We start from the raw sequence: 26085 nt of genomic DNA on the forward strand, positions 1-26085 counted from the left end.
GCTGCAGCCGGTTACGTGAAAAGTGCGGACGTGAGGACGGTGCCGCCCCGCCAGATCGGCGCGGCACCATCTCTTCACGGCCTGCGTCCGCCGTGCCCCGAAGGGCACGGCTCAGCCGGTCACTTGACCGGCTGGATGCGCCACTGCTGGGCGATGCCCTGGTTGCACTTCCACTGCCAGATCGCGGCACCTTCGGTGTCCTGGGCGTGGCCGATGTCCAGGCACTGGTCGCCGGTGTGGGTGGGGCGGATCTCGTAGAGCTTGTTGACCGGGTCCAGGAGACCGAACTGCCAGTGCTGCTGCTTGCCGCCGTTGCAGGGCCACTGCCAGACCTCGGCACCGGACTGGGGCTGCGACCGGCGCACCTCCAGGCAGCGTCCGCTGACCACGTTACGCAGTTCGAAGGTGGAGTTCGCGGCGGGTACGACGCGCCACTTCTGGGCGTCGTTGCCGTTGCAGGTGAGCTGCTGCACCTTCATCTTGTCCTCCGCCGTGTAGGGGGAGGCGTCCAGGCACTTGCCGGTGTGGGCGAACTGGAACCGGACGGTCTCCGCGACCGGGGCCGGAGTGGCGCCTGCCGCGTGGGCGGTGGTCGTGCCGCCGGCCAGCGCGGCGACCATGCCGACCGTGGCGAGCGCGGCTCGGGTGATCCGTGCCATCGTGTGGATCTCTTTCTTCACAGTGTTGTCGTCACTCAGGTGAATGCGGTCGGCAGGCGACGCGTCAGGCGTTCACCGGCAGGATGCGCCAGCGCTGGTTGTCGCCGCCGTGGCAGTTCCACTGCTCGACGTTGGCACCGTCGGCCGCCTCGCTGTGCTTGACCTCCAGGCAGAGGTTCGGCGCGTGCTCGGGGCGCAGCTCGAACTGTTCCTCGGCGACCTCGACCAGGCGGAACCGCCAACGCTGATGGTCGCCCTGGCCGCACCACCACTGCCAGACGTTGTCGCCCGCCTTGGTTCCGGCGCCGCGCACTTCGAGGCACTTGCCGCTGTGCTTGGCCCGTACCTCGAAGGTTCCGTCACCGGCGGGTGCGAGCTCGAAGACCTGGTTGTCGAGACCGTCGACGCAGGTCGACTGCTCGGCGTTGGCTCCGTTGCGGAAGCTGCCGCCGGCGATGGTGAGGCACTTGCCGCTGTGCGCGACCTGGAGCTTCACCACGGCCGGGGTGGAGGCGGCGGACGTGGCCGGGGCGGCGTGGGCGGTGGTCGCACCACCGACGAGTGCGGTGAGACCGGCGGCCGCGGCCAGCGCGGCTCGGATGGGCCGGGACATCGTGAGTTCCGTTCTTCTGTTCAAGCTGATGGCGTCGGTGACGCCGGGTGGTTCCGGTGAGTCGGTCAGCCCGCGAGCGGCGTGGAGATCTTCCAGGTGGCTTCCTGCTCGAAGTCCTTGGCCGTGTCGTAGCCGTGCTTGCCGTTCTTGACGGCCGCGTAGAGGTCTCCCTTGTACAGCCGCAGCATGTGGCCCTTGTTGGACACGGACTCGAAGGACGTGCCGGAGCCGGCGAGGGCCTTGCGCGCACACCAGCTGGCGTCCTTGGCGAACTGCGGGGTGCGGTCGTTCGGAGCGATCCGCGCCCGGAGGTCCTTCAGCGACAGGTAGAAGCCGGGCTTGCGCACGGACTCGAAGGAGTAGCAGCCGGGCCCGCCGGCCAGCGCGTCCTTGACGACCCAGGTGGCGTCCTCGCGGTCGGCTTCCTTGCTCTTGGCGTTCACCGGAGTCACAAAGGTTTCGCCGCCGTCGACGCTGGACTGACGGATGTACCAGCCGCTCAGCTTGGGTGCCTGGAGAGACTGCCGCAGGGCACGGTGCTGACCTTCGAGAAGGAAACGGGAGACGGCCTCGGGCCCGCCCTTCAGCGCCTTCTCCGCCGCGGCGACGAGGTTGGGGCGCACGCCGGTCTTCGCGGCCTGGGCCTGGATCGCAAGGGCGTCCTCGCGCTGCTTGTCGGCGATCTTCTTGGCGTAGATCTCGGCGTCACGCTTGTAGGCCTGGGCGGCACCGGAGTGGATGAACATCTTCCAGTTTGCCGCGTCGGAGCTGTTCAACGCCTTCTGGGCCGCAACGAAAAGCTCGGAGCGCTGCGCCTCGACCGGCGTCAGGCGGATCAGCTCGCGAATGAAGTCGTCGTCACCGAGGCTCAGCATCGCCTCGGAGGGCACGACGCGGAACAGGGAAGCGGCGCTGTTGCGGGCGTTCAGCTCCTTGCGGCGCTCGGCCTCCTCCCGGTTCTTCTGCTCCAGCTCCTTGCGCTCGTTCTCCATGTCGCGGTCGTGGGCCTCACGGGCACCGTTGGAGATGAACTCGCGCCAGACGGCCGTGTCCTTCTCGCCCAGGGCGTCGGAGGCGGCCTTCTTGACCTCCGGTCCGGCGGCGTCATGCTTCATGATCGCGCGGATGAAGTTGTCGTCGCTGAGCGCCAGCAGGTCCGGGCTGTTCGGAATGCCGACCGCGATCAGGGCCTGGGACTTGAGCGTCCGCGCCATGCGGTCGGCGGCCGCCTGCTCCTCCTCCCGCTTCCGGTCGACCTCGCGCGCCTCGCCGACGCCGGTGGTGATGAAGCGGACGTGGTCATCGGCGGAGGTGCTGGCGATGGCCTCCTCGGCGGCCTGGCGCACCGCGCTCAGCTTGTCACCGGCGTCCTTGGCGTGCTCCCACAGCACGATGATGAAGTCGCGGTCGCTCATCCCGAGCTGTTCCGAGGTCACCTCGAAACCGAGCTTGTACGCCGCGTCGACCCGGTCCTTCTCGCTGGTGCGGATGACGTCCGCCGCACTCACCGCGCTTGCGGGAGCGGCGAAGGCGCCGGCCGGAGCGGCGATGCCGGTGACGGCAGCCAGGGCCGTGGCGGTGACGATTCCGTGCGTGACGAGACGCCGGGCGCGGGCGGAACCGGTACGCACAGGGCTAATGTCGTTCTTATGCATTTTTGTTATCAGGAACCCCTCTAGCCCCCCGTACGGGCGACCTGGACGTGTACACGACGAACGCCAGGGAAGTCTTAATGTTCTCTTAAAAAGAGTCAAATCAGACTTTCCAAAGTTGTCCGCTTTCACCGCCTACAAACAGCCTGGTGCGTTTTCAGCCCGACCACTTGCGGAACGCGAGGCCCCTCGCGCTCCGGAGGTGTCCGTCAACGACGGAGCCAACGACCAGCCACCAGCGACATGGTCGAGTTCGAAGGAGACCGCTGCCCGGACCGCAGGCGCCGCAGACCATGGACGGCGCGTACCTGGACGGCTACATCGCCGGCCATGGAATGGCGCTTCGAGCCCGGCAAGGACTTCGACACCCCCGGCCCGGGAACGACCTGGGCACGCCAGCGCATCCCCTGGTGTCCGGCGAACCGGACACTCCGCTGACCCGCGCACTCACCCTGGCCGACAGCACCTGGGCGGCGGCGATTCGCCGAGCCCGGGCCAGCATCACCGTGTCGCCGCCCGAGGTCAGTTCGCCTTCGACCAGCTCCGTACGTCCACCGGAGCGGGGGGGTGCGCACCTGGACGTGCAGGGCGTGTCGCGTCTCGGGGCTTCACGGCCCCGCGGTGGCGGTGCTGCTCTCGTGGCGGCCGTCGCCGAGGCGCCTGTAGAAGGCACGGCCTCCCGCTTCCGGCTGCTCAGCCGGCAAAAGATCAGTCATGGGGGCTGCCTACTGCACGCCTGCCGTTCCGGGCAATGGACGTTCGGGAGTCACGAACGCGCGCTGCTTGCGCGGGCGGTGAAATGAGAGCGGCAGGTGGCTTCAACTCGTCCTGACCGGCAGACTCCGCAGCCCGTTCTGGAAGTTGGAGACCAGCCGGACCGGTTCCCCCGCCAGTTCCAGGCCGGGCAGCTGTGCCACCACATGCCGCAGCACCGCCCGCATCTGTACGCGCGCCAGGTGGCTGCCCAGGCAGAAGTGCGGGCCGAAGCCGAAGCTGAGGTGGTCGTTGGGGGTGCGGGTGATGTCGAAGTGGTCGGGGGCGGGGAAGACCGTCTCGTCGCGGTTGGCGGAGGCGTGGTAGACGACGACCTTGTCGCCGCGGCGGATGCGCTGTCCGCCGAGTTCGGTGTCGCGGGTGGCGGTACGGCGGAAGTCGATGACCGGCGGCCAGTAGCGCAGCATTTCCTCGACCGCGCTGTCGGTCAGTGCCGGATTCCGGCGAAGGAGCGCGAACTGGTCCGGGTGCTGGAGGAGGGTGAGCAGGCCGCCCGGAATGCCGTTGCGCAGCGTTTCGTTCCCGGCCACGGCGAAGAGGAAGAACATGTTCTCGAACTCGGCACTGGTCAGGCCGCCTTCCCGTAGGTGGGCCATCACCGTTCCGGGGCGCGGGTTCTCGGCCAGCGCGTGGGCGTACGCGAACATGTCGGCCAGCGCGCGGCGCGAGCGCGGGTTGACCGGGCGTCCGTCCGGGCGGAGCGCCGGTGCGGGCCGGTGGCGCAGGGCGGCCCGGCCCATCGGGCTGAGACCGGCCGGGTCGGCGGTGCTGGAGTCGGCGTACGCGTCGTCCTGGTAGCCGATGACGCGGTTCGACCAGTCGAAGAGCAGTTGCCGGTCCTCCTCCGGGACGCCCATGACGTGGGCCAGCGTCCACACCGGGAGGTCGCCGGCCACGGTCACGAAGTCCGCTTCCCCCGCCCGCGCCACCGCCTCCACCAGCGCCCGCGCCCGCGCGTCGATGACCTCGGCCAACTCCCGTACCGCGCGGGGCGTGAAGGCCGCGGCGACGACGCGGCGGATGCGCGCGTGGTCCGGCGGGTCCTGGTTGAGCATCATGGCCCGGACGAAGGCGAGGTCCTCCTCCGTGTCCGGGTCGCGGATCTGGGTCGCGCCCAGGTACGAGGAGTAGATCCCGGGCGTACGCAGGACGTGTTTGACGTCGGCGTGCCGCAGCACCGCCCAGTAGCCGGTCCCGGCGGGCCAGCCGTCGACGGCCGGCTCCTCGATCCAGCACACCGGCCGGGTCGCGCGCAGTTCGCGGAAGAGCTCGTACGGAATCCCGGTGGCGTACGTCCGTGGTGTGAACACGTCGGCTGCTCTCACGCAGGCGACCGTACGGTATTACATCCGTTCGGGGGAATCGGGCCCGCTGGACGGCTGACGGCGGTCCGCTCTGCGCAGCATGACGGCGTGAAGGGATCGCAACGTTTCCGCAGCGTCCAACCTGCGCTTTTACTACCCCTGTTGGCTGCTTTCGTGATGATGTCGGCGCCCGCGGGAGCCCACGCACGATCGCCTGCCGCTCCGGCCCGGCCCGCCGACGCCTGCGCGAGCGCCGGGGTGGACGGGCCGGGTCGCCCGCCGACCGGCCGGCCGATGCCGCCGGGCTGGGGTGGGAATTGCGGCTGGCATTGCGGTTGGGACTGGGACTGGGACGCGAACTGGGGTTGGCATTGGAACTGCCCCACGCCGACCCCTACTCCTACTCCGACCCCGACACCGTCCCCGACCAGGCCGCCCAAGCCCACCCCCACGCCGACCCCCACCCCCACGCTCACCACCCCACCCACCCCGCGGCCCACGCCCACCCCCACCCCGTCGCGCCCGCGTCCCCGGCCGACCGCCCCCGCCGCTCCCGGGCCGACGCACACACCGCCCCGGCCCGCGCCCAGTGCATCCACGGCGCCCCCGCCGCCACCGGCCGCCCGGCCCACATCGCCGCGCCCCACACCGTCCACGACGCCCTCGGTCGCGCTGCCCCGCAAGTACGTCCCGTCCGCCCGCAAGCAGCAGCACGGCCATTCGGTCGTGACGACCATGCTGCTGCTCACCGCGCCCGCCGTGCTGGCGGCCGCCGCGCTGCGCCCCCGTTCGTCCAGGTCGTCCGGTTCCGCCGGGCACCGTTCCTCGTAGGAGGCCACCCCCATGTCGGAATGGCTGGTACTGACCATCGCGATGGCCGCGGTCTGCGCCGTCGTGCTGACCATCACGGTCCTCAGGCAGCGCCGCATCGGCGAGGACGACGACCCGTCCGAGACGCCCGACGTCATCGAGTACATGGTGATGATGGTGGGGGTGGTGTACGCGATCGTCCTGGGCCTGGCCATCGCCGGGGTGTGGGAGGCCCGGGGCGCGGCCGAGGACTCCGTACGGGCCGAGGCGCAGGCCCTGCACGAGGTCAGCGAGCGGGTACGGGCCTACCCGGCGGACGCGCGGGAGCGCATCCGCGCGGACGTGGACGCCTATGTCTCGTACGTCGTCCACAAGGAGTGGCCGGCCATGTCCGAGCAGGGCCAGGTCACCGACCGGGGCGGCGAGCTGCTGGACAAGGTGCGCGCCTCGGTGACCGACTACCGGCCGCGCGACGACTACGAGAGCCAGTCCTACCAGCCGCTGCTCGACCAGGTCGCGGCGGCCGACAGCGCCCGCAACACGCGGGCGGACAGCGTCGATCCGACGCTGCCGCCGGTGGTCTGGTTCGGGCTGATCACCGGTGCCGCGATCACCATCGGGCTGATCTTCACGCTTCAGATCCGCCGGTCGGGCCGCGAGTTGCTGATGGCCGCCCTCTTCAGCGCGCTGATCGCCTTCCTGCTGTTCCTGGTGTGGGACTTCGACGCGCCGTTCAGCCGCGGCATTTCGGCCTCCGCCGATCCGTTCACGGACCTCTTCCCGCGGTTGTGACGGACGCTGCGGCACGGCAAAAAGCGGCGGCGTCCCGGAAGCCCGTGCGATCATGCGCCCATGTCGTCGGAGCTGCCGGACCGCTCGGGCAGGTCGCCGGACCTGCCCTTCACGGATGCTCTGCGGGACCGCCTCGGCCCGGCCCGCAACGCGGTGCGGCTGAGCAGCAGTCCGCGCTCCCGTGTGTGGCGGGTCGAGCTGCGGGGCGCGCCCGCGGTGGTCAAGCAGGCGGTCGACGGCGCGGACGCGGACGAGCGGTACGCCCGTGAGGTGGCCGCGCTGCGGCTGGCCTCGCGGGTGACGCCACCCGTCGTACCGCGTCTGCTCGGCACGGACCCGCTCGCGCGCGTCCTGGTGCTGGAGCGGGTGGACCACCGGCGGCCCGCGCCGGACTGGGTGGTCGGGTACGCGGCGGCGCTGGCGCGGCTGCACGCGGCCACCGTGTCCGCACCGGCCGGCGGAACACCGCCGCTGCCCGCCTGGCCAGGGCCGGTCCCCACGGACATCGACTCCTTCCTCTCCCTCGCCGACCGCCTCGCGGCCCCGGTCCCGGACGGGACGGCCGCCGAGCTGGCGGCCCTGCTGCACCGGCTCGGCTCCGCTCCCGGACACGCCCTGCTGCACGGCGACCCGTGCCCCGGAAACGACCTCCACGCGCCGGACGGCATCCGCTTCATCGACTTCGAGCAGTCCTGTCTGGGCAACGGCCTCACCGAACTCGCGTACCTGCGCGTCGGCTTCCCGACCTGTTGGTGCGTCACGGCCACGCCCGAACCGCTGCTGCGCGAGGCGGAAGCGGCGTACGGAAGGGAGTGGGAGGCGGCGACCGGCAGCGCGCCGCCCGGCGACCTGGTCGACGCGTGCGCGGGCTGGCTCGTGCGGGGTGACGCGCTGGTGCAGCGCGCCCACCGCGGGGCCACCGACCACCTGGCCCGGCTGCCCGACGAGGACTGGGGGTGGGGCACGGTCACGGCGCGGCAGCGGCTCGCGTACCGGCTCGGCGTCGTCGCCCGGCTCACCGCGGACCGCGATGATCTGCGCGGCCTGAGCCGTCTCGCCGACGCGATGCGCGCCCGGATGCTCGGCCGTTGGCCCGGCCTCACGCCACCGCCCCACGAGCGCCCGCCGGACGACTGAACCATGTAAATCCCGCGCACGGCACGGGCGTTGGCACCGCACAACCCTTCGCCACCCTGTTCACCGTGCCCGACCTGTGCTTCGATGCTGCGATCATCTGTTCGCGCGAGCGCGGCAGAGCAGCGGAGCGCCAGAGCAGCGGAGCGGCGAAGCAGCGGAGAGAACGGGGTGGGCGCATGGACCGGCGGGGGTTTCTGAAGGGCGCGGCAGCGGTGTCGGCCGCGGGGGCGCTGGTGGGAGCCGGGAACGGGCAGGCCGCCGCGACAGCCGCCCCGCCCACCGGACGTACCGCCGCGCGCCCCCGGCCCGCCGCCACTTCCGTCTCCGTACAGGACTGGATGGAGGCCCTCCCGGACAGCACGCCGATGCGGCGGCTCTCCATCCCGGGCACCCATGATTCCGGGGCACGCCACGGCGGCCCCTGGGTCGCCTGCCAGAACACCACCATCGCCCAGCAGCTGGACAGCGGTATCCGCTTCCTGGACGTACGCTGCCGGGCCGTCGACTCGGTCTTCGCCATCCACCACGGCGCGTTCTACCAGAACCTGATGTTCGGCGATGTGCTGGTGGCGTGCCGGGCGTTCCTCCAGGCGCATCCTTCGGAGACCGTGCTGATGCGGGTCAAGCAGGAGTACTCCGAGGAGAGCGCGGCGGAGTTCCGGCGGATCTTCGACATCTATCTGGACGGCAAGGGCTGGCGCCCGCTGTTCCGGCTCGACGGCACGCTGCCCTCGCTCGGGCAGGCCCGCGGCAAGGTCGTGCTGCTCGCCGACTCGGACGGACTGCCCGGCGTGCGCTACGCCGACCCGCGCGTCTTCGACGTCCAGGACGACTACATGGCCGAACCGCTGCGCAAGTACCCGCTGGTGGAGGCGCAGTTCCGCAAGGCCGTCAGGGAGCCCGGCAAGCTGTTCGTGAACTACGTGAGCACCGCCGCCCTGCTGCCGCCGCGCTCCAACGCGGACCGGCTCAACCCGAAGGTGAAGGGTTTCCTGGACGGTGGCGAGGCGCGCGGCTGGACGGGGCTGGGCATCGTCCCGATGGACTTCCCCGACGAACACGGCCTGGCCGAGACGCTGATCCGGCACAACACGGGAGCGTGATCATGCAGCTGCGGCATTTCCCACGCATTCGCCGGCCGCGCCGCGCGGGCTGGACGGACCTGGTCCTCGCCCTGCTGCTGCCGCTGCTCACCGTCCCGGCGACGGGCGTGCCCGCGCACGCGGCAGGCGGTCCGGCCCACGATGCGACTCACGAACCCGCCCACGCAACGGCCCACGCGTCCGCCCACGCGTCGGCCCGCAATCCCGCCCGCGTCGTCGCGGAAGTGCCGGTCGGTGACCGCATGCTCGATCTCGGGATCTCCTCCCCCGAGACCGGCGCGCCGGTCAAGTGGGTGCGGCTGCTGCTCCCGAAGGGCTGGTCGAAGAACGCTTCCCGCACGTGGCCGGTGCTGTGGCTGCTGCACGGCGGTGGCGGCAATCACCGGGACTGGACCGACAACACCCACGTCGAGCAGTTGGCCGCCGGCCGCGACGTGCTCGTGGTCATGCCGGAGACCAGCGGGTGCAGCAGTTACAGCGACTGGTACAACTACGGCGCCTGGGGCTCCCCGGCGTGGGAGACGTACCTGCTGGACGAGGTGCGGCCGCTGCTGGAGCGCGACTACCGCGCGGGCACGACGCGCGCCGTCGCGGGACTGTCGATGGGCGGGCTGGGCGCGCTGAAGTTCACCGCGGCACGCCCCGGGATGTTCCGGGCGGCTGCCTCGTACAGCGGCGCCGTCAGCCCCCTGTACCGGTCCACCGACGGCGGCCTGTCCGGCCCGGACGGCGTCAAGCTGGGCGCGCTGACCTGCCTCGCCGACTGGAAGCGCGTCTGGGGCGAGCCCGGCTACCCGTTCGACACCGACGACCCGACCGACCTGCGGCAGCAGTGGCTGTGGAAGCGCAACAGCCCGGTGGAGCAGGCGGCGTCGCTGCGCGGGACCCCGCTGTACCTGTCGTACGGCGACGGGACCACCGACGGCGGCCCCGGCTGGTCCTGGGGCAACGGCGACACCCCGCCGGCCCCGTCGCCCGCGCGCTGCACCGACCCGCCCGTACACGGCACGCAGGACCCCGTCGAACGTGCCGTGTACGGCATGAACCAGCAGTTGCGCGCCAAGCTGGCGCGGCTGGGCATCCCGGCGACCGTGTGCGCCTCGAAGGGCGGGCACAGCTGGCCCTACTGGGAACGCGAGCTGGTCGCGTCGTGGCCGATGCTGATGCGCGCGCTGGGTGCCTGAGCCACACGGGCGTGGAAGAGCGGTCCCAGGACAAGGGTCGGCCGGCCCCCGGCCCAAGGCCCACGACCGCAGGCCCACGCCCCGGCCAACAGCCCCGGCCCCGGCTCCCGGCCCCCGAAAGAAGCCCCCGTCCCGGAACCGTATGATCTGCTGGTGAGCACGACCGAGCGTGACGGCGCCGCAGAACCACCGGATCCGGCCCCGGCCCCGGCCGCACCGCGCACCCGCCGCCGCGCCGCCGCCCTCGGCCTCTGTGCCGTGCTCGGTCTGACCTGCGCCGGCGCGGTTCTGGCCGTACGGGCCTTCGCGCACGGCGGGTATCTGGCGACCGGCGACCCGGCCACGGGCTCGTATGCCGAGGGGGCCGCCGACGGGGACGCGGCGGCCGACGCGCTGCTCTCCGGCCCGTACACCGAGCGCCCCGCACCGCCGCGCGCCACCGTCCGTACGACAGCGGGCCAGGACACGGCCGTACGCGGGGAGTCGGCCGAACCGTCGGTCTCCCGGCCCCTTGAGGCCGCCCCGACGGGGGTGTCCGCCCCGGTCGGCCCGCTCTTCTCGCCCGGCCACGACGGCGACGCCGACCACCACTGCACCGCCAGCGTGGTGCACTCCGCGACCCGCGACCTGGTCGTCACGGCGGCACACTGCGTCTACGACGGCGGCTTCCGGACGAATCTGGTCTTCGCGCCGGGCTACCACGACGGGGTCGTGCCGTACGGCGTGTGGGTGCCGTCCCGTATCGTCGTCGACCCGCGCTGGGCCGACGGGCGCGACGAGGACCACGATGTGGCGTTCCTGCGGGTGCGCCGCGCGCGCGGCGGCGGCCCCACCGGGCAGCGCGTCGAGGATCTGACCGGCGCCGAGCGGATCCGCTTCTCGCCGCCCGGCGGCCTGCCGACGCGGACCGTCGGCTATCCCGACGACCGCGAGACCCCCGTCGGCTGCCGCAACACCACCACCGCCCTGCCCGGCCAGCTGCGCTTCGACTGCGCCGGTTTCCCCAACGGCACCAGCGGCGGCCCGATGCTCACCGCCGTCGACCCGGACACCGGCCTGGGCACGGTGACCGGGGTGATCGGCGGCCTGGACGAGGGCGGCGACGACGAGACCTCCTACAGCAGCTGGTTCGGTCCGGACATCGCCGCCCTGTACCGCCGGGCCACGGCGGACGGCGCCTGAGGCGCACGGCTCACGCGCCGCGCGGCACCACCGTCTTGAGGACCTTCGGCAGCGGGTATCAGTCGGCGGTGACGATGCTGCCGTGGGCGGCGGCCAGCTGGTCGACGCGGGCCAGCGCCTCGGCCTCGGTGGGCCTGGTGCCGTCGATGACCGGGGGCACGTTGTGCGCGTCGGTCATGATCAGCAGGTAGTGGCGGTCGTCGTACCAGCCGGTGTCGATGCCGTTCTTCAGGTACGTGGCGGCGTCGCCGTCGAAGACCACGAACCAGGGGCGCAGCGCGGTCTCGGTGTAGCGGGTGCGCGGGTCGCCCGCCGCCGCGCCGTGCACCGCGGGGAAGGCGGTGGCCTGGTTCAGCTTGCCCTGGGCGGCGAGGTTCTTCAGGTGGGTGGCGTACTCGCGGTCGGTCCACAGCTTGTCGAGCGGATTGCTCTCCTCGACCGTGCCGGGTATCAGCTCGAAGAGGAACTTGCCGTTCAGCGCGGAGCGGGTGGGCCAGCCGTTCGCCCGTACGGCCTCGTCGAGGTCGTGGTGGCCGGTGGCCAGGTCGCCGGGCCCGTACACCGCGTCGCCCAGCCGGGAGCGGACCAGCGTGTCGAAGGCCGCCGGGCCCCGGCCGCCCTTGTCGTTGAAGCCGTCCTTCATCTCGACCTTGACCGTGATCGGGCGGTGGCCGGGGTGGGCGTCGTGCCACGCCTTCATGTCGGCGAGGCAGCCGCCGAGGTCCTGGTCGCGCTTCTTCGTGCGCAGCTCGCCCGCGGTGGCGGCGTTCACGCAGTTGCTGTTGTTGCCGAGCGGGTTGCTGTGCGAGACCCGCCAGGACTTGCCGAGCGCGTTGGTCCACACGTCCAGTTCGAGGAGGCTCGCTCCGGAGTCCAACGCGTCGGCGAAGTACGGGTACTTGGCCTTCTCGTAGGCGTTGTGGACGCCGACGGACGTGGTGGCGCCGTACGATCCGGCGGGCTGCGCCGCGCCGGCCGGGCCCGCCAGCGCCACGACCATCGCCGCCGCGACCGCCGCCGTTCCCGCGCACCGTGTTCTGCTCATGTGCCCCCGCTTTCGTTCCCTGGTCCCCCGGCCGCCCCTGGTGGCTCCGGAATCACCGGCCCCTCCGGTCGAGGCAGCAGCGTACGGGAGTTGACGGATGGTCCGCCCACCGGGTGGGTACGCGGGCCGGGATTCGCCGCGCCGGGCCAGCAAACCGGGATGTGGAGGACATGTACGGCATCGTGGACACCGTGGATACACCGCTCGACGACATGACACCCGGGGGCCGGCCATGAGCAGCAGCGACCGCGCCCGGGTCAGGGCCCTCCTGGACACCTACGGCCGGACCTACGCCGACGAGGCCGGCATCCGGATCAAGGACACGCCGCAGCCGCTGTACCAGCTGCTGGTGCTCGCGTGCCTGCTCAGCGCCCGCATCCAGGCCGGCATCGCGGTGGCGGCGAGCCGCGCGCTGTCCCGGGCCGGGATGCGGACCGCGCGGCGCATGAAGGACGCGACCTGGCAGCAGCGGGTGGACGCCCTCGGCGAGGGCGGCTACCGCCGCTACGACGAACGCACCGCGACCCAACTGGGCGACGGCGCCGAGCTGTTGCTCGACAAGTACGGCGGCGACCTGCGCCGGATGCGCGAGGCGGCGGACGGCGACACCGGCCGGCTGCGCTCGCTGCTGCGCGAGGTCCCCGGGCTCGGGCCCGCCGGTACGGACATCTTCCTGCGGGAGGCCCAGGCCGTCTGGACGGACCTCGCGCCGTACCTGGACGCCAAGGCCATGCAGGGCGCGGAACGGGTCGGCCTGCCGTCCTCCCCCGACGCGCTGCTCAAGGCCGCCGGGAAGACCGACCCCGCCGTGCTGGCGGCGGCCCTGGTGCGCGCGGCGCTCGACAAGAAGGGCGCGGAGGAGATCCGCGAGGCCGGGTGAACGGCCGGTGGCCCCGGGCCCGTCGCGGGGTCCGGGGCCACCGGCGCATACGTGTGCCCGCGTGCTTACGGCGTTTCCGTGAGCATCCCCCGGGCCGTCGCCGCGATCGCCTGCGCGTCGATCCCGGCCGCCCGCAGCTGCTCCTCCGGCGACGCGGAGCCGGGCATGGTGCGTACCGCGAGCCGGGCCAGGCGCGGCACGGGCCGGCCGTCGGTGAAGGCGTCCAGTACCGCGTCGCCGAGGCCGCCCTCGGGGTGGTGGTCCTCGACGGTGATGATCCGCCCGGTGACCTCGGCGGCCTCCCGCAGCGTGGGCAGGTCCACCGGCTTGAGGGAGTACAGGTCGATGACGCGGGCGGACACGCCCTCGCCGGCCAGGGTGTCGGCGGCGGCCAGCGCCTCGTGGACGGTGATGCCCGCGGCCACGATGGTGACCCGGTCGTCGGGCGTCGCGCGCAGCGTCTTGCTGCCGCCGATCGGGAAGTCCTCCCCCGGGCCGTAGATGACCGGGCTCTCGCCCCGGGACGTGCGCAGGTAGCGGATGCCGCGCGCGCCGGCCATGGCGGCGGTCAGGCGGGCCGCCTGGTTGGCGTCGCACGGGTACAGCACGGTGCTGCCGTGCACCGCGCGGAACGCGGCCAGGTCCTCCAGGCCCATCTGCGACGGCCCGTCCTCGCCGATGGCGACACCCGCGTGCGACCCGACGAGGTTGAGGTCGGCCCGGCTGACGGCGGCCATCCGGACGAAGTCGTAGGCGCGGCTGAGGAAGGCGGCGAAGGTGGTGGCGTACGGCACCCAGCCGCGTACCTGCATGCCGACCGCGGCGGCCACCATCTGCTGCTCGGCGATGTAGCACTCGAAGTACCGGTCGCCGTGCGCGTCGGCGAAGAAGGCGGCGCGGGTGGAGTCGCCGACCTCGCCGTCCAGCGCGACCACGTCGCCGCGGACGGCGCCGAGCGCGGCGAGCGCCTCGCCGAAGGCGTTGCGGGTGGCGACCGCGTCGCCGACCTTGTAGTCGGGCAGCTCGGGCTCGCCGCCGCCGGACCGCAGCCGCGACTCGGCGTCCCGCGGCCCGTGCACCTGGACGCTCAGGTCGCGGACGCCGCCCAGCTCCTCGATCGCCTCCGCCGCGTCCTTCAGCGGCTTGCCGTGCTTGCCCTCCAGGTCGGCCACCTCGCGCACGCCCTGGCCCTTGCGCGTCCTGGCGATGATCGCGGTGGGCCTGTCGGTGGTGGCCACCGCCTCGGCGTACGCGCGGTCCACGGCCGCCACGTCGTGGCCGTCCACCTCGATCGTGTGCCAGTCGAAGGCGCGGATACGGCGCGCGTAGGCGTCCAGGTCCCAGCCGTGCCGGGTGGGCCCGCGCTGGCCGAGCCGGTTCACGTCGATGATCGCGGTGAGGTTGGCCAGCTTCTCGTACCCGGCGTGTTCGAACGCCTCCCACATCGAGCCCTCGGCCATCTCGCTGTCACCGCACAGCACCCACACCCGGTACGGAACGCGGTCCAGGTCGCGGCCGGCCAGCGCGAGGCCGACGCCGATGGGCAGCCCCTGGCCGAGCGAGCCGGTGGCCACGTCCACCCACGGGATGCGCGGGGTGGGGTGCCCTTCCAGCAGGCTGCCGTTCTTGCGGAAGGTCAGCAGTTGCTCGTCGGTGAGCGCCCCGGCCGCCTTCCCCATCGCGTACACCAGGGGCGAGGCGTGGCCCTTGGAGAAGATGAGGTGGTCGTTGCCGGGGTTCTCCGGGTCGGTGAAGTCGTAGCGCAGGTGCTCGCTCAGCAGCACCGCGACCAGGTCGGCCGCGGACATCGAGGAGGTCGGGTGGCCGGAGCCGGCCGCGTCGGCGGCGCGTACGGAGTCGACGCGCAGCTGTTGTCCCAGCTCGCGCAGCCGCTCGTACCGGGCGGTGTCCGCGCCCGGGTCGTTCTGCTTGGTCATCGGCTTCCTTCCGCTCATCGGGGTTCTTCAGGCGTGTCGTGCGCCGTCGTGCGCTCCCCCGCGCGTCCGTCCGCCGGTATCCGGGCCAGTTCGGGCGCCGCCGTGTCCAGCGGCACGGACCAGGAGCGCACCAGGCCGAGCTGGACGCCCTGGCGCGGCAGCGCCGCGTCCAGCAGCCAGTCGGCGGCGACCCGGACGCGGTTGCCGGGCATCGCCATCAGGTGGTAGCCGCGGGTCACCGCGTTGGCGACCGGGCCGGACAGCGGGACGTGCAGCGGGTTGGCGGCGGCCTGCACCCCGCCGAGGTCGACCATGAAGCCCAGGTCGTGGTGCTTGTAGGCGCGGGGCTCGCCCTGCCCGTAGGAGGCGGCGACGTTGTGGGCCGCGACCTTGCCCTGGCGCTGGGCGTGCTGGGCGGTCATCGGCGTCGTCCGGCCCGGTCGGGTCAGATCGGGAACGGCGGCCGCGTCGCCGCAGGCCAGCACCTCGGGATGGCCGGGCACGGCGAGGAACTCGTCCACGCACAGCCGGCCGCGTTCGGTGGGCAGCCCCAGCGACTCCACCAGCGGGTCGGGCCGTACGCCGACGCACCAGATCAGCGAGCGGGTGTCGACCGAGGTGCCGTCGTCCAGCAGCACCCCCTCGGAGGTGGCCTCCTTCACGGAGGTCTTGGTACGGATCTCGACGCCGCGTTTGCTCAGCACCCGGTGCGCGGTGCGCGACAGCCGTTCGTCCAGCTCCGGCAGCACCCGGTCGGCGAGGTCCAGCAGGATCCAGCGGGGCTGCGGCGCGCCGCGCAGCCCGGCGTTGCGGCGCGCCAGCGAACGGGTGAAGGTCACGCCGTGCGCGGCGACCTCGGTGCCGGTGTAGCCCGCGCCGACCACGACGAAGGTCATGCGGGCGGCCCGTTCGGCGGGGTCCTCCGCGGCGCCCGCCAGCTCGATCTGCCGGGTCATGTGGTCGCGCAGGTACAGCGCCTCCGGCATGCCGCGGAAGCCGTGCGCGTGCTCGGCGACGCCCGGGATGGGCAGCAGCTTGTTGACGCTGCCGACGGTCAGGACCAGGCGGTCGTAGCCGAGCGAGCCGGTACGGCCCTCGGGGTCGGTGTACTCGACGCGGCGGCCCTTGAGGTCCACGCCGCCGACCTGGCCGAGGACCAGCCGCACGCCGGGCAGCGTGCCGGTCAGCGACACCGACACCCGGCGCGGCTCCAGGATCCCGGCCGAGACCTCGGGCAGCAGCGGCAGGTAGAGGAAGTAGTCGTTGGGGTTGACCAGCACGATCTCAGCGGCGCCGCGGGCCTTCTTTGCAAGCGTGCGGGCGCACTCGTACCCGGCGAAGCCCGCCCCCACGATCACCACGCGCGGCCGTCGCCCGTTACGGCTCTCCGCCACCATCTGCGTCTCCTCTCACCTCGGGGTCCTGCCCTGATCGGCCCGGGTGCCCGCATTCCGCGCGGGTATGTACGCCGTTCGGCGCAGCCGCGCGATACCGGACGGGTCCGGCCGGAGGACGCCCCCGGCCCCTCAGCCCGGCAGGGCGAGCAGCACCCGGCCCGGCCTGGTCGGGTGCTCGACGGCTTCGTGCGCCTCGGCGACGGCGTCGAGGGGGAGGACGGCCGCTACGGGGTAGCGCAGCGCGGCCGCGGCGGCCGCCGCCGTGATGTCGGGGAGGGCCAGGCGTACCGCTTCCCGGGGGAAGTCGTCGTAGCCCAGCAGCCGCACGGTCGCGTTCTTGAAGGCCAGCGGCCAGAAGGGCAGCGCGGGGGCGGGGTCGCCGGTCGCGTAGGCGGCGATGGTGCCGCCGGGGGCGAGCAGGCGCGCGTCGAGGTCCGCGTCGGTGTCGAAGGCGACCTCGACGATCCGGTCGGCGCCGCGTCCGCCGGTCAGCGCGAGCACGGCGTCCACCACGTCCTTCCCCGTGCTCACCGCCCGGTCCACCCCCAGCTCCCGCAGCTCGCCGAGCCGGTCCGGGCGCGTGACCGTGCCGACCACCAGGGCACCGGCCCGGCGCGCCAGGACGGCCGCCGCGCGGCCGACGCTGCCGAGCGCGCCCGCCACCACCACCGTCCGGCCGGTCACCGGGCCGTCCGCGAACAGCGCCCGGTGCGCGGTGATGCCGGGGATGCCCAGGCAGGCGCCCTGCTCGGTGGGCACGCCGTCGGGCAGGGCGCCGACGCAGCCCTCGGGGACGACCGTGTACTGGGCGGCGGTCCCCTGCGGCCGGTAGCTCTGGGCGTACGAGCACCAGGCGCGGCGGCCCACCCAGGCGGCGGGCACCCCGTCGCCGACCGCGTCCACCACCCCCGCGCCGTCGCTGTGCGGCACGACCAGCGGGAAATCGGGGGTGGCGGCGCCCGGCCGGATCTGCCGTTTCTTCACGTCCCCGGGGTTGATTCCGGAGAACGCCAGCCGGATGCGCAGTTCACCGGGGCCCGGCTCGGGAGTGGGCAGTTCCCCCACCCGGAACACCTTTCGCGCCGGGCCCCTTTTCTCGTACCAAGCGGCGCGCATACGGGGCACGATACGGCGTCCGCCGTCGGCGTGGACAACCCCCGTCGCGCGCAATACGTTCAATGGCACTGCACCGCACGACGTTCCCGGGGGTGCGCGGTGAAGATCGAAGTCATCGAGAAGGACGATCAGTACATACTGAATCACTGCACCAAATACCTCGCCAGGGAGAGCCGGGACGCGCGCCATGATTTCGGGCAGTACGCGCCCGGCGACGACCGTGCGGCGATCTGCGAGGCGTGGCGCTTCCCGGTCGTGGACGCGCACTGGGACGGGGCGTCGGCGGTCTCCTCGTATCCGTACAACGACGTCACCTTCGTCTACGACGGCCGCCGTGCCGCCCCCGCCTCGGTGGCCGTACTGGGCACGTTCGGGCCGCTGCACTCGCCCGTCCCCTTGCGTCCGCTGGTCTTCGCGGGCGAGGCGACCGGCTTCTGGGCCGTCACCGTGCGGGTGCCGAAGGGGCAGGTGCACACGTACAAGTTCGCGGTGGACGGGGCGTATGTGCTCGACCCGGTCAACCCGCAGCGCGCCGTCCTGGACAACGGCGAGCCGTGGTCCCGCTTCTTCACCGACGCCTGCACCGTGCCGCTGTCGCTCAGCCGCACCGAACGCGATCTGCTGGGCCGGCTGGTGCGCCACCTGCTGCCCTTCCGGCTCGACGAGAACCGGCGGCTGATCCGCGGGGTGTACGAGTCGCTGGACCGCGCGGGCCGGGGCGAGGAATTCCCGCTGGCCTATCAGCTGGACGACGAGGTGGGCACGGTCAACTACATCGACAAGCTGATCGCCCGCCAGGAACAGCACAACGCCGATGATTACCACACCTGCCTCAAAATCATCGGGGAAATCCTGCGGTCCCGTTTCGGCGGACTCGATCCGGCGGCCGCGCCCCCGGACATGTACGCGGATCTCTACCGGCAGATGGAAACCGAGAAGGTGGACGGCTGGGACTACTCCCGCTACGGAAGCCCCCGGTACTTCCTGCTGCTTCTGCGCCGGCACGCCATGACCGGTGCGTTCGTCCACCCGAAACACGGCGGGAATTCCGGCGCGGCGGGCTGGATGTATCTGGAGAGCCGGTTCCGGGACGCGCGGGACACCACGCTCTTCGACTGGCGGCGGGCGCTGGAGTCGCCGCTGGGCCACAACACCGACTATCGCGGCTGAGTGGGGGACGGCATGGACGGGGAGAGTGCCACGGTCGTCGTCATCGGCAGTGGCGCGGGCGGCGCACCGCTCACCCACACACTGGTACGGGCCGGCCACCGGGTCGTCGTCCTGGAGAAGGGGCCGCTGCTGCGCACCCAGGCGCAGAGCCCCGGCGGCCTGTCGGACTTCAAGCGGGACGAGTGCTTCGCCACCGGGTCGGAGAAGCGCATCACCGTCCAGGGCGTGGCCAACACCGGCGAGTCGTTCTTCTCCAGCCACGTGGAGCCGGACCTGAACGACGAGCCGCACGTCTACCGCGACAGCGACGGCCGGGACCGGGTCACCATCGAGGGCTACACGGCCCAGGTGGTCGGCGGCGGAACGCAGTTGTACGGCGGGGTGTCGCCCCGCTTCACCCCCGAGGACCTGCGGCTGGCCACGCTCAACGCGTCGCGGGGCGATCTGCGCGACGACCCCGGCGGCGACGTACGCCGGGAGGCCCGCGACTGGCCGCTGGACTACGCCGCGCTGGAGCCGTACTACACCAGGGCCGAGGAACTGGTCGGCATCAACGGAACCTGGGACGGCCAGGCCAAGGTTCCGTCCCAGGACCACTACCAGCCGCCGCTCGACCCGAACCCGATCAGCGCGTACGCCGCCGCCGGGATGGACGCGCTCGGCATGCGCCGCTACCGCACCCCGCTCGCGGTCATCACCCGCGACCACGCGCCCAGCGGCCGTACGGTGCCCGCCGACGCCGACAGCATCAAGACGGCGTTCGTCAACCGCTACGGCGACCCGCTGGGCCTGAAGTCCAACGTCTGGGTGTCGCTGCTGGCGCCGCTGCGCGAGGTGAACGGCAGCGGCGGCCTGGACCTGCGGGCCAACTGCACCGTCACCCACCTGGAGGCGGACGGGCCGCGCGTGACGAAGGTGCACTACCGCGACCCCGGCGGCCGGCCCCGCACGATCAGCGCCGGGACCGTCGTCGTGGCCTGCTCGGCGATCGAGTCCGTACGGCTGCTCCAGCTCTCCGGCCTGCTCGACCCGGCCTTCGACAAGCGCGTCGACGCCAACGGCCTGCTGGGCCGCTACTTCCTGACGCACTGCTTCGGCGGCGCCCAGTGCATCGTGCCGGAGCGCGCCGACAAGTCCAGGACGCTGGACTCGGACTGGGCCACCGACCACTGCGCGCGCCCCGAGTGGTTCCGCGCCCAGGGCCTGTGGGCGGGCGGCGTGATCTACAACAACACCTCCGACGGCGCCCTGCCCCTCTCGCTCGCCCGCACCTGGCACGCGATGGACATGGACAACATGTGGAAGGGCTACCTCTACGACACCGGCATCGTCGGCAACGGCTTCGAGGACTACCTGGAGGACAGCTTCGGGCGGCGCCTGTCCGTGGCGTTCATGGCCAACCAGGTGCCGCAGCGGGAGAACCGCATCGAGCTGCACCCGAGCGTGACCGACAAGTGGGGCCGCCCGGTCGCGTACATCATCAAGACCTGGCACCCGCACGACCGGGCGCTGATGGACACCCTCGCCGAGCAGTGCCGGCAGATCCTGGTGCGCGGCGGTGACGTCCGCGACGTCAGCTCGGGGTCGGTGGGCGGCTCGGTGGTACGGATCGCCAACCATGTACTGGGCGGCGCCCGGTTCGGCACCGAGCCCGCCGACTCAGTCCTCGATCCCGACTGCCGGGCCTGGAACTTCGACAACCTCTACGTCACCGACGGGGCGTTCATGCCGACCTCGGGCAGCGCCAACCCGACGCTGACCATCGAGGCGAACTCCTTCCGCGTCGGCGACGTACTGCTCGACCGGGTCGGGAGGACGTGACATGGACAGCCGCTTCGACGACGTCTTCACCCACCCCGAGAACGAGATCTTCCGCGTCGTCTTCTACCCCGACCGCATCTACCACGCCCGCTACCTCAACGCCACCCGCTCCTCCCGCTACCGCTACTACGTCGCCGAGGTGCGCGGTTCCGCCGACGGCACCGCCATCAAGGGCGATGTCTTCCTCGGCGGCACCAAGCTGTGCCCCATGCTGCGCATCGAGTACTCCGGCATCCGCCTCGTGGAGCAGGCCAGGGAGTTCGGCCGGCGCCTCGGGCCCCGTACGAAGGCCTGGCTGAAGGTCACCGGCGAGGACCCGGCGGACTCCGCCGAGGCGCTCGTCACGCTGCACTGGGATCCGGTGATCGGCGCGTACGCGGCGGAGATCTGGGAGACGCTGGAGCCGCCGGACGGCACCGCGCACGACCACCGGGTGCTGCCGCTGATGGGCCGCGACGCGCCCATCACCCGGGTGCCGCAGCTGTCCCCGCTGCTCGGCTCGGTGACCGAGGTGGCGATGGCGTTCCGCGAGGACGGCGTGCTGTACCCGACGGGCCAGCGGCTGGGCAACCCGCAGTGGGACAACGCCTACCTCCGCTCCCACCAGGAGCCGCGTACGCAGGAGCCCAGCGACCCCCGCAACACCGTCGCCGACAGCAACTACCTCCTCGACTTCCAGCGCGGCTTCTTCATCCCCGACGCGTCGCAGATCCAGCCGGTCAACTACCGCAACGCCATGACCGACGAGGGCAACCCGGACCGCCGGGACGACAACATCGTGCAGATGCGCTGGCTCTTCCAGCGGGAACTCGGCAGCGACCTGGTGTTCTTCCACGAGGTGACGATTCCGCCCGGCGCGGTGGAGGGCACCCACCGGCACATCGGCTCGGAGGAGCTGTACTACGTCGTCTCCGGCACCGGCACCGCGTACATGAGCGACGGCGACGACCCGACGACCGCCGCCTACCCGCTGGTCGAGCGGCCGGTCTTCGGCGTCGGTCCGGTCAAGTGCCGGGAGCTGCCGGTCAAGCCGGGCAGCGTGCTCTACACCAAGAGCGGCGGTGTGCACGGCATCCGCAACCCCGGCACTGAGCCGCTGAAGTTCGTCGCGTTCCTCTACCACACCACCTGAGGCGGCCCCGCGATGCCCACGATCGTGCACACCGACTCGGTCTTCCGCGTCGACCCGGTCAAGCCCCCGGACTACGCGGAGGCCAACCCGCTGCTGAAGCTGCTGGGCCTGGTCGAGCGCACCCGGTTCGCCGCCGAGCGCGAGCAGTACGAACCCGCCTCGCTCCAGCACCTGTTCCCGCTGCGCACCCTCCAGCTGTACGGGCCCACCTCGCCCCACCAGGACCAGCTCGACCCGGAACAGCAGGACGACAAGAACGACTTCCAGAAGCAGAACGTCCGCGACTTCACCCTCGCCGACACCCGGGCGGTGCGCGGCTGGGCCGAGATCGGCGACTGGCGCGGCCCGTTCCTCCAGCTGTCCTACCGGGGCGGCCCGGACTCCGCGCTGTGGCGCGAGGCGGGCCGGCTCGGCGACACCATCGGCTGTGTGCTCTCCGTCCAGGGCAGCCGGCCGGTGCCCGTCCGGGTGCCGTACGACGAGGAAACCGACTTCTACACCGTCGAACTGTGGGGCCGGGTCGGCGACGGCCTGCACGACCTGCTGGGCCCGCGTGGCCGGTCGGCCCTGGACTCCGGCCTGTTGCAGCCCCGCCCGGACCTCGTCACCGGCCTGGGCCAGGACTTCCTCCGCGACCAGATGACCAACCAGGACCTGCGCCTGGTCGCCCCGCGGCACGCCATGCACCCCGTACTCCCCTGCTACATCGACCTGCGCTGGACCGCGAGCCCCGACGGCGCGGGCTCGGCCGACCCGCCCTCCGGGTCGATGCGCCTGGGCTTCGAGATGAAGATCCGCGGCTGGGACCACTACCTGGGCGTCGGCACCAGCCCCAACCCGCACGGCGGCGTCGGCTTCCTCGAATACCGCACGCTCTTCAGCGAGTACGGCCGCTGGGCGGGCACCGACGACCTGCGGCGGAGCCTGGAGCCGTACAACCTGGACGCGTTCGGCCGCAAGGGCCACGCCAGCGGCGACGTGGAACCCTTCCTCGCCGTCACCTACATGGACCTGCACGTCCTGGACCCGGCCTGCGGCATCGGCCTGCACCGGCACCGGGACAACCAGGAGGTCTTCCTGATGCTGGAGGGCGACGGGCTGATGGTGGTCGGCGACTGGGCCGACTCCGGCAGCCGGGTGCGCTCCTTCGAGATACGGCGCCTGCCCGCCGGCCACCTGGCCCTCCTCAAGGGCGGCAATCTGCACGGGCTGATGAACCCGGCGGACCAGCGGGCGTCCCTCTTCATGTTCGGCGGTTACGACTGATGGCCACTCCCCGCGTGAACCCTTCGCCCGGTGATCCCCACCGCCTCGGCGCCCACTGGGACGGCTCCGGCACCGCCTTCGCGGTCCACTCCTCGGCAGGCGCGTACGGCGGCGCGGTCGAACTGTGCCTGCTCGACGAGGGCGGCGAGCGACGGGTCCCGATGGCGGTGGACTGCGACATCTGGCACACGTATGTGCCGGGCGCGCGGCCGGGCCAGGGTTACGGCTACCGCGCGCACGGCCCGTTCGCACCCGGCCGCGGCCTGCGCTTCGACCCGTCCCGGCTGCTGCTCGACCCGTACGCGAAGGTGCTCAAGCCGACGGGTACCCGCACGCTGCTGCCCCTGGTCGCCGACACGGCGTACGACTGGGGCGACGACCGGCCACCGCGCCACCCCTGGTCGCGAACCATCCTGTACGAGACGCACGTCAAGGGCATGACGGCACAGCACCCCGAGGTCCCACCGCCCCTGCGGGGCACCTACGCGGGCCTGGCCCACCCCGCCGTGACCGAGCACCTGACCCGCCTGGGCGTTACCGCGGTCGAACTGATGCCGGTGCACCAATTCCTCTCCGAGCCGTTCCTCCTCGACCGCGACCTGACCAACTACTGGGGCTACGCCACCATCGGCTTCTTCGCGCCGCACGCCGCGTACAGCTCGGCGGGGCACGAGGGCGGCCAGATCACCGACTTCAAGACCATGGTGAAGGCCCTCCACGCCGCCGGCATCGAAGTCGTCCTCGACGTCGTCTACAACCACACCGCCGAGGGCCCGCCGGACGATCCGGCGCTGTGCTTCCGGGGCCTGGCCAACGAGATCTACTACCGGCTCGACCCCGCCGACCCGTCCCGCTACCTCGACACCACCGGCACCCGCAACACCCTCAACGCCGGCCGCCCCGAGGTACTGCGCCTGATCATGGACTCGCTGCGCTACTGGGTCACCGAGATGCACGTGGACGGCTTCCGCTTCGACCTGGCCGCGACGCTGGCCCGCCAGTACGGCTACGTCGACCGCCTCGCCGCCTTCTTCGACCTGCTCTACCAGGACCCGGTCGTGGGCCGCGTCAAACTCATCGCCGAGCCCTGGGACGTGGGCGCGCCCGACAGCTACCAGGTGGGCCGCTTCCCGCCCGGCTGGAACGAGTGGAACGACCGCTACCGCGACACCGTGCGCGACTTCTGGCGGGGCCGCCCCGCCGTCGGCGACCTGGCGAGCCGGATCGCCGGCTCCTCCGACCTGTACGCCCCCGAGCGGCGCGGCCCCGACGCCTCCATCAACTTCGTCACCTGCCACGACGGCATGACCCTGACGGACCTGGTGACATACGCGCGCAAGCACAACGAGGCCAACGGCGAACAGAACCGGGACGGCACGGACGACAACCGCTCCGCCAACTACGGCGTGGAGGGCCCCACATCCGACCCCGCCATCGTCGCCCTCCGCGAACGCCAGCGCCGCAACCTCCTCGCGACGCTCCTCCTCTCCCAGGGCTGCACGATGCTGTACGGCGGCGACGAACTGGCCCGTACGCAGAAGGGCAACAACAACGCCTACTGCCAGGACAACGACACGAGCTGGTACGACTGGTCGTCCCCCACCCCGCTCACCGACTTCGTGAGCCGGGCCGTGGCCCTCCAGCGCGCGCACCCCGTGCTCCAGCGCACCACCTTCCTGACCGGCTCCGGCGACCCTCCCGACATCACCTGGTACGACCGCGACGGCCGCCCGATGAGCGAGGCGCGCTGGCAGGACCCGGCCACCCGCTTCCTGGCCTTCCTCCTCGCCGGGGACCGCGCCGCGGAACCGGACACCGACGTCCTGGCGCTGCTCAACTCGGGCGCGGACGCGGTGGACTTCCCGGTACCCGGGCGGCCCGGGGCCGTATACGAGGTGGTACTGGACACCACCGCACCGGACGGCGCCCCCGCGGCGTCGGCCTCGCTGAAGTCGGGGGACGTGTGCACGGTGCCGGCGCGTACGGTGCTGGTGGCCACGGCGGAGTTGCCGGGCGGCTGACACTCCGCTGCCTGGCGGCTGACGCTCCGCTGCCGGACAGCCGAAGCCCTGCCGCCGGGCCGGTGCCGTACCGCCGAGCGGCGGTCGGCTATCCCTCCCCGGCCCACGGCCGCAGCTTCTCCGGGTTGCGGACCGCCCAGATCCGGGTGACGCGCCCGCCGGAGACATGGAACGAGGCCACCGTCATGACGACACCGGCACGCTGGGCCACCAGGCCCGGCACACCGTTGACCGACCGCTCCCGCAGTTCGAGTCCGGGGGCCTTTTCCGCCATGGCGACCATGTACCGAGCGATGCGCGCGCCTCCCTCGACCGGGCGCAGGGCGGCACCGGCCACACCGCCGCCATCGGCGGCCATCACGGCGGCGGGGTCGAGGAGACCGACGAGGGCCGCGATGTCCCTGGCCTCCCACGCCTCTTTGACGCGCCGGACCACGTCGGCCTGGCCGGTCGCCGCCACCGGGGTACGCGCGGCGCCGACCCGCCGCCGGGCGGAGGCCGCCAGTTGCTTGCAGGCCGCGGGGGTCCGGCCGAGTACGCCGGCGACCTCGGCGAACCGGTACCGGAAGACATCGTGCAGGACGAACGCCACCCTCTCGGCGGGCGTCATCGAGTCCAGCACGACGAGGAAGGCCATGGCCACCGACTCGTCCAGAACGATCTGGTCGGCGGGGTCGGCCGGGCCGGTGGGACCGGCGCCGCCCGCGTGGCCGCGCCCGGCGCGGTCGGGCACCGGCTCGGGCAGCCACGCGCCGACATAGCGCTCGCGGCGGACCCGCGCCGAGCCGAGCAGGTCCAGGCAGATGCGGCTGGTCACCGTCGTCAGCCAGGCGCCGGGGGACGAGATGTCCGCCTGCCTGTCCCCGGGCAGCCCGTACCAGCGCGCATAGGCCTCCTGCACGGCGTCCTCGGCCTCGGTCAGCGAACCGAGCAACCGGTAGGCGACATTGATCAGTTGGCGACGTACAGCGGCTGCCTCTGCTGTGCCGGACCCGGCAGTCCCCACTCTTCCGGCCCCCTCGCCTTACCTTTCGCAGGCCCGCGTCGTCGGGCTGGTGAGACCTTACCGATCCACTGCCCTAGGGCGGAA

General features: G+C 72.3%; 20 protein-coding genes. 11 read left to right on the forward strand and 9 right to left on the reverse strand.

The genetic code is table 11. The annotated features are described in order from the left end of the window. Positions 1 to 119 precede the first annotated feature (119 nt). From CP973_RS25200 to CP973_RS25220, 4 genes are all read right to left on the reverse strand, one after another. On the reverse strand, positions 120 to 659 hold the full coding sequence (locus CP973_RS25200) for an RICIN domain-containing protein (RefSeq protein ID WP_150245521.1): 540 nt from the start codon (positions 657 to 659) through the stop codon (positions 120 to 122). Between the two features lie 64 nt (positions 660 to 723). Then, positions 724 to 1272, reverse strand: coding sequence for an RICIN domain-containing protein (locus CP973_RS25205; protein WP_150245524.1), 549 nt, complete (start codon positions 1270 to 1272; stop codon positions 724 to 726). 65 nt (positions 1273 to 1337) lie between these two features. Further along, positions 1338 to 2903, reverse strand: coding sequence for an AbfB domain-containing protein (locus CP973_RS25210; protein ID WP_167538509.1), 1566 nt, complete (start codon positions 2901 to 2903; stop codon positions 1338 to 1340). Positions 2904 to 3742: 839 nt separating this feature from the next. Continuing rightward, on the reverse strand, positions 3743 to 5023 hold the full coding sequence (locus CP973_RS25220) for a cytochrome P450 (protein ID WP_167538510.1): 1281 nt from the start codon (positions 5021 to 5023) through the stop codon (positions 3743 to 3745). Positions 5024 to 5845: 822 nt separating this feature from the next. Here CP973_RS25220 and CP973_RS25230 point away from each other — a divergent pair. The 5 genes from CP973_RS25230 to CP973_RS25250 all read left to right on the forward strand — a co-directional run bounded on the left by CP973_RS25230 (position 5846) and on the right by CP973_RS25250 (position 11210). Continuing rightward, on the forward strand, positions 5846 to 6604 hold the full coding sequence (locus CP973_RS25230; protein WP_150245534.1) for a bestrophin-like domain: 759 nt from the start codon (positions 5846 to 5848) through the stop codon (positions 6602 to 6604). Positions 6605 to 6664: 60 nt separating this feature from the next. Continuing rightward, positions 6665 to 7741, forward strand: a complete 1077-nt coding sequence (locus tag CP973_RS25235; protein WP_150245537.1) for a phosphotransferase family protein — start codon at positions 6665 to 6667, stop codon at positions 7739 to 7741. A 176-nt stretch (positions 7742 to 7917) separates the two neighbouring features. Next, the gene (locus tag CP973_RS25240; protein ID WP_150250229.1) at positions 7918 to 8844 is read left to right on the forward strand and encodes a phosphatidylinositol-specific phospholipase C; all 927 of its coding nucleotides are present in this window, start codon (positions 7918 to 7920) and stop codon (positions 8842 to 8844) included. A 2-nt stretch (positions 8845 to 8846) separates the two neighbouring features. After that, the gene (locus CP973_RS25245; RefSeq protein WP_208853296.1) at positions 8847 to 10028 is read left to right on the forward strand and encodes an alpha/beta hydrolase; all 1182 of its coding nucleotides are present in this window, start codon (positions 8847 to 8849) and stop codon (positions 10026 to 10028) included. A gap of 153 nt (positions 10029 to 10181) precedes the next feature. After that, positions 10182 to 11210: a trypsin-like serine peptidase gene (locus tag CP973_RS25250; protein ID WP_244409998.1), complete on the forward strand. Its 1029-nt coding sequence runs from the start codon at positions 10182 to 10184 to the stop codon at positions 11208 to 11210. A 58-nt stretch (positions 11211 to 11268) separates the two neighbouring features. Here CP973_RS25250 and CP973_RS25255 read toward each other — a convergent pair whose 3' ends face one another. After that, a complete protein-coding gene (locus CP973_RS25255; RefSeq protein ID WP_150245543.1) occupies positions 11269 to 12255 on the reverse strand; it encodes a phosphatidylinositol-specific phospholipase C domain-containing protein in 987 nt (328 codons plus the stop codon). Positions 12256 to 12487: 232 nt separating this feature from the next. Here CP973_RS25255 and CP973_RS25260 point away from each other — a divergent pair, with 232 nt between their 5' ends. Continuing rightward, positions 12488 to 13135 carry an endonuclease gene (locus CP973_RS25260; RefSeq protein ID WP_150245546.1) on the forward strand — a complete coding sequence of 216 codons (648 nt, stop codon included), beginning with the start codon at positions 12488 to 12490 and terminating at the stop codon, positions 13133 to 13135. Positions 13136 to 13200: 65 nt separating this feature from the next. Here the strand turns inward: CP973_RS25260 and CP973_RS25265 are convergent, their stop codons facing one another. The 3 genes from CP973_RS25265 to CP973_RS25275 form a co-directional block, all read right to left on the reverse strand. Continuing rightward, on the reverse strand, positions 13201 to 15072 hold the full coding sequence (locus CP973_RS25265) for a transketolase (protein ID WP_150245549.1): 1872 nt from the start codon (positions 15070 to 15072) through the stop codon (positions 13201 to 13203). Positions 15073 to 15086: 14 nt separating this feature from the next. Beyond that, on the reverse strand, positions 15087 to 16469 hold the full coding sequence (locus CP973_RS25270) for an NAD(P)/FAD-dependent oxidoreductase (RefSeq protein WP_150245552.1): 1383 nt from the start codon (positions 16467 to 16469) through the stop codon (positions 15087 to 15089). Between the two features lie 129 nt (positions 16470 to 16598). Next, positions 16599 to 17585: an NADPH:quinone reductase gene (locus CP973_RS25275; RefSeq protein WP_150245554.1), complete on the reverse strand. Its 987-nt coding sequence runs from the start codon at positions 17583 to 17585 to the stop codon at positions 16599 to 16601. Between the two features lie 99 nt (positions 17586 to 17684). Between CP973_RS25275 and CP973_RS25280 the strand changes: the two genes are divergently transcribed. From CP973_RS25280 to glgX, 5 genes are read left to right on the forward strand one after another with little or no spacing between them, the layout of a single operon-like run. Next, complete coding sequence (locus tag CP973_RS25280; RefSeq protein WP_150245558.1) at positions 17685 to 18755, forward strand: gluconate 2-dehydrogenase subunit 3 family protein; 1071 nt, start codon at positions 17685 to 17687, stop codon at positions 18753 to 18755. Between the two features lie 12 nt (positions 18756 to 18767). After that, positions 18768 to 20576, forward strand: coding sequence for a GMC oxidoreductase (locus CP973_RS25285; RefSeq protein ID WP_150245561.1), 1809 nt, complete (start codon positions 18768 to 18770; stop codon positions 20574 to 20576). 1 nt (position 20577) lies between these two features. After that, complete coding sequence (locus CP973_RS25290) at positions 20578 to 21708, forward strand: cupin domain-containing protein (protein ID WP_150245564.1); 1131 nt, start codon at positions 20578 to 20580, stop codon at positions 21706 to 21708. A gap of 12 nt (positions 21709 to 21720) precedes the next feature. Continuing rightward, on the forward strand, positions 21721 to 22974 hold the full coding sequence (locus CP973_RS25295) for a cupin domain-containing protein (RefSeq protein ID WP_150245567.1): 1254 nt from the start codon (positions 21721 to 21723) through the stop codon (positions 22972 to 22974). Then, a complete protein-coding gene (gene glgX / locus CP973_RS25300; RefSeq protein WP_150245570.1) occupies positions 22974 to 24995 on the forward strand; it encodes a glycogen debranching protein GlgX in 2022 nt (673 codons plus the stop codon). Before CP973_RS25295 ends, glgX begins: the two co-directional genes overlap by 1 nt. An 88-nt stretch (positions 24996 to 25083) precedes the next feature. Here glgX and sigJ read toward each other — a convergent pair whose 3' ends face one another. Continuing rightward, a complete protein-coding gene (gene sigJ, locus CP973_RS25305; RefSeq protein WP_150245573.1) occupies positions 25084 to 26001 on the reverse strand; it encodes an RNA polymerase sigma factor SigJ in 918 nt (305 codons plus the stop codon). Between the last annotated feature and the right edge of the window lie 84 nt (positions 26002 to 26085).

Origin of the sequence: Streptomyces albofaciens JCM 4342 (assembly GCF_008634025.1) — a bacterium.
In the GTDB taxonomy this organism is placed as follows: Bacteria; Actinomycetota; Actinomycetes; order Streptomycetales; family Streptomycetaceae; genus Streptomyces; species Streptomyces albofaciens.

Bases quoted from the DNA above. Each gene is read 5' to 3' on its own strand.
- CP973_RS25200 (WP_150245521.1), bottom strand. From the start codon at position 659: ATGGCACGGATCACCCGAGCCGCGCTCGCCACGGTCGGCATGGTCGCC.
- CP973_RS25205 (WP_150245524.1), bottom strand. From the start codon at position 1,272: ATGTCCCGGCCCATCCGAGCCGCGCTGGCCGCGGCCGCCGGTCTCACC.
- CP973_RS25230 (WP_150245534.1), top strand. From the start codon at position 5,846: ATGTCGGAATGGCTGGTACTGACCATCGCGATGGCCGCGGTCTGCGCC.
- CP973_RS25235 (WP_150245537.1), top strand. From the start codon at position 6,665: ATGTCGTCGGAGCTGCCGGACCGCTCGGGCAGGTCGCCGGACCTGCCC.
- CP973_RS25240 (WP_150250229.1), top strand. From the start codon at position 7,918: ATGGACCGGCGGGGGTTTCTGAAGGGCGCGGCAGCGGTGTCGGCCGCG.
- CP973_RS25245 (WP_208853296.1), top strand. From the start codon at position 8,847: ATGCAGCTGCGGCATTTCCCACGCATTCGCCGGCCGCGCCGCGCGGGC.
- CP973_RS25255 (WP_150245543.1), bottom strand. From the start codon at position 12,255: ATGAGCAGAACACGGTGCGCGGGAACGGCGGCGGTCGCGGCGGCGATG.
- CP973_RS25260 (WP_150245546.1), top strand. From the start codon at position 12,488: ATGAGCAGCAGCGACCGCGCCCGGGTCAGGGCCCTCCTGGACACCTAC.
- CP973_RS25265 (WP_150245549.1), bottom strand. From the start codon at position 15,072: ATGACCAAGCAGAACGACCCGGGCGCGGACACCGCCCGGTACGAGCGG.
- CP973_RS25270 (WP_150245552.1), bottom strand. From the start codon at position 16,469: ATGGTGGCGGAGAGCCGTAACGGGCGACGGCCGCGCGTGGTGATCGTG.
- CP973_RS25275 (WP_150245554.1), bottom strand. From the start codon at position 17,585: ATGCGCGCCGCTTGGTACGAGAAAAGGGGCCCGGCGCGAAAGGTGTTC.
- CP973_RS25285 (WP_150245561.1), top strand. From the start codon at position 18,768: ATGGACGGGGAGAGTGCCACGGTCGTCGTCATCGGCAGTGGCGCGGGC.
- CP973_RS25290 (WP_150245564.1), top strand. From the start codon at position 20,578: ATGGACAGCCGCTTCGACGACGTCTTCACCCACCCCGAGAACGAGATC.
- CP973_RS25295 (WP_150245567.1), top strand. From the start codon at position 21,721: ATGCCCACGATCGTGCACACCGACTCGGTCTTCCGCGTCGACCCGGTC.
- glgX (WP_150245570.1), top strand. From the start codon at position 22,974: ATGGCCACTCCCCGCGTGAACCCTTCGCCCGGTGATCCCCACCGCCTC.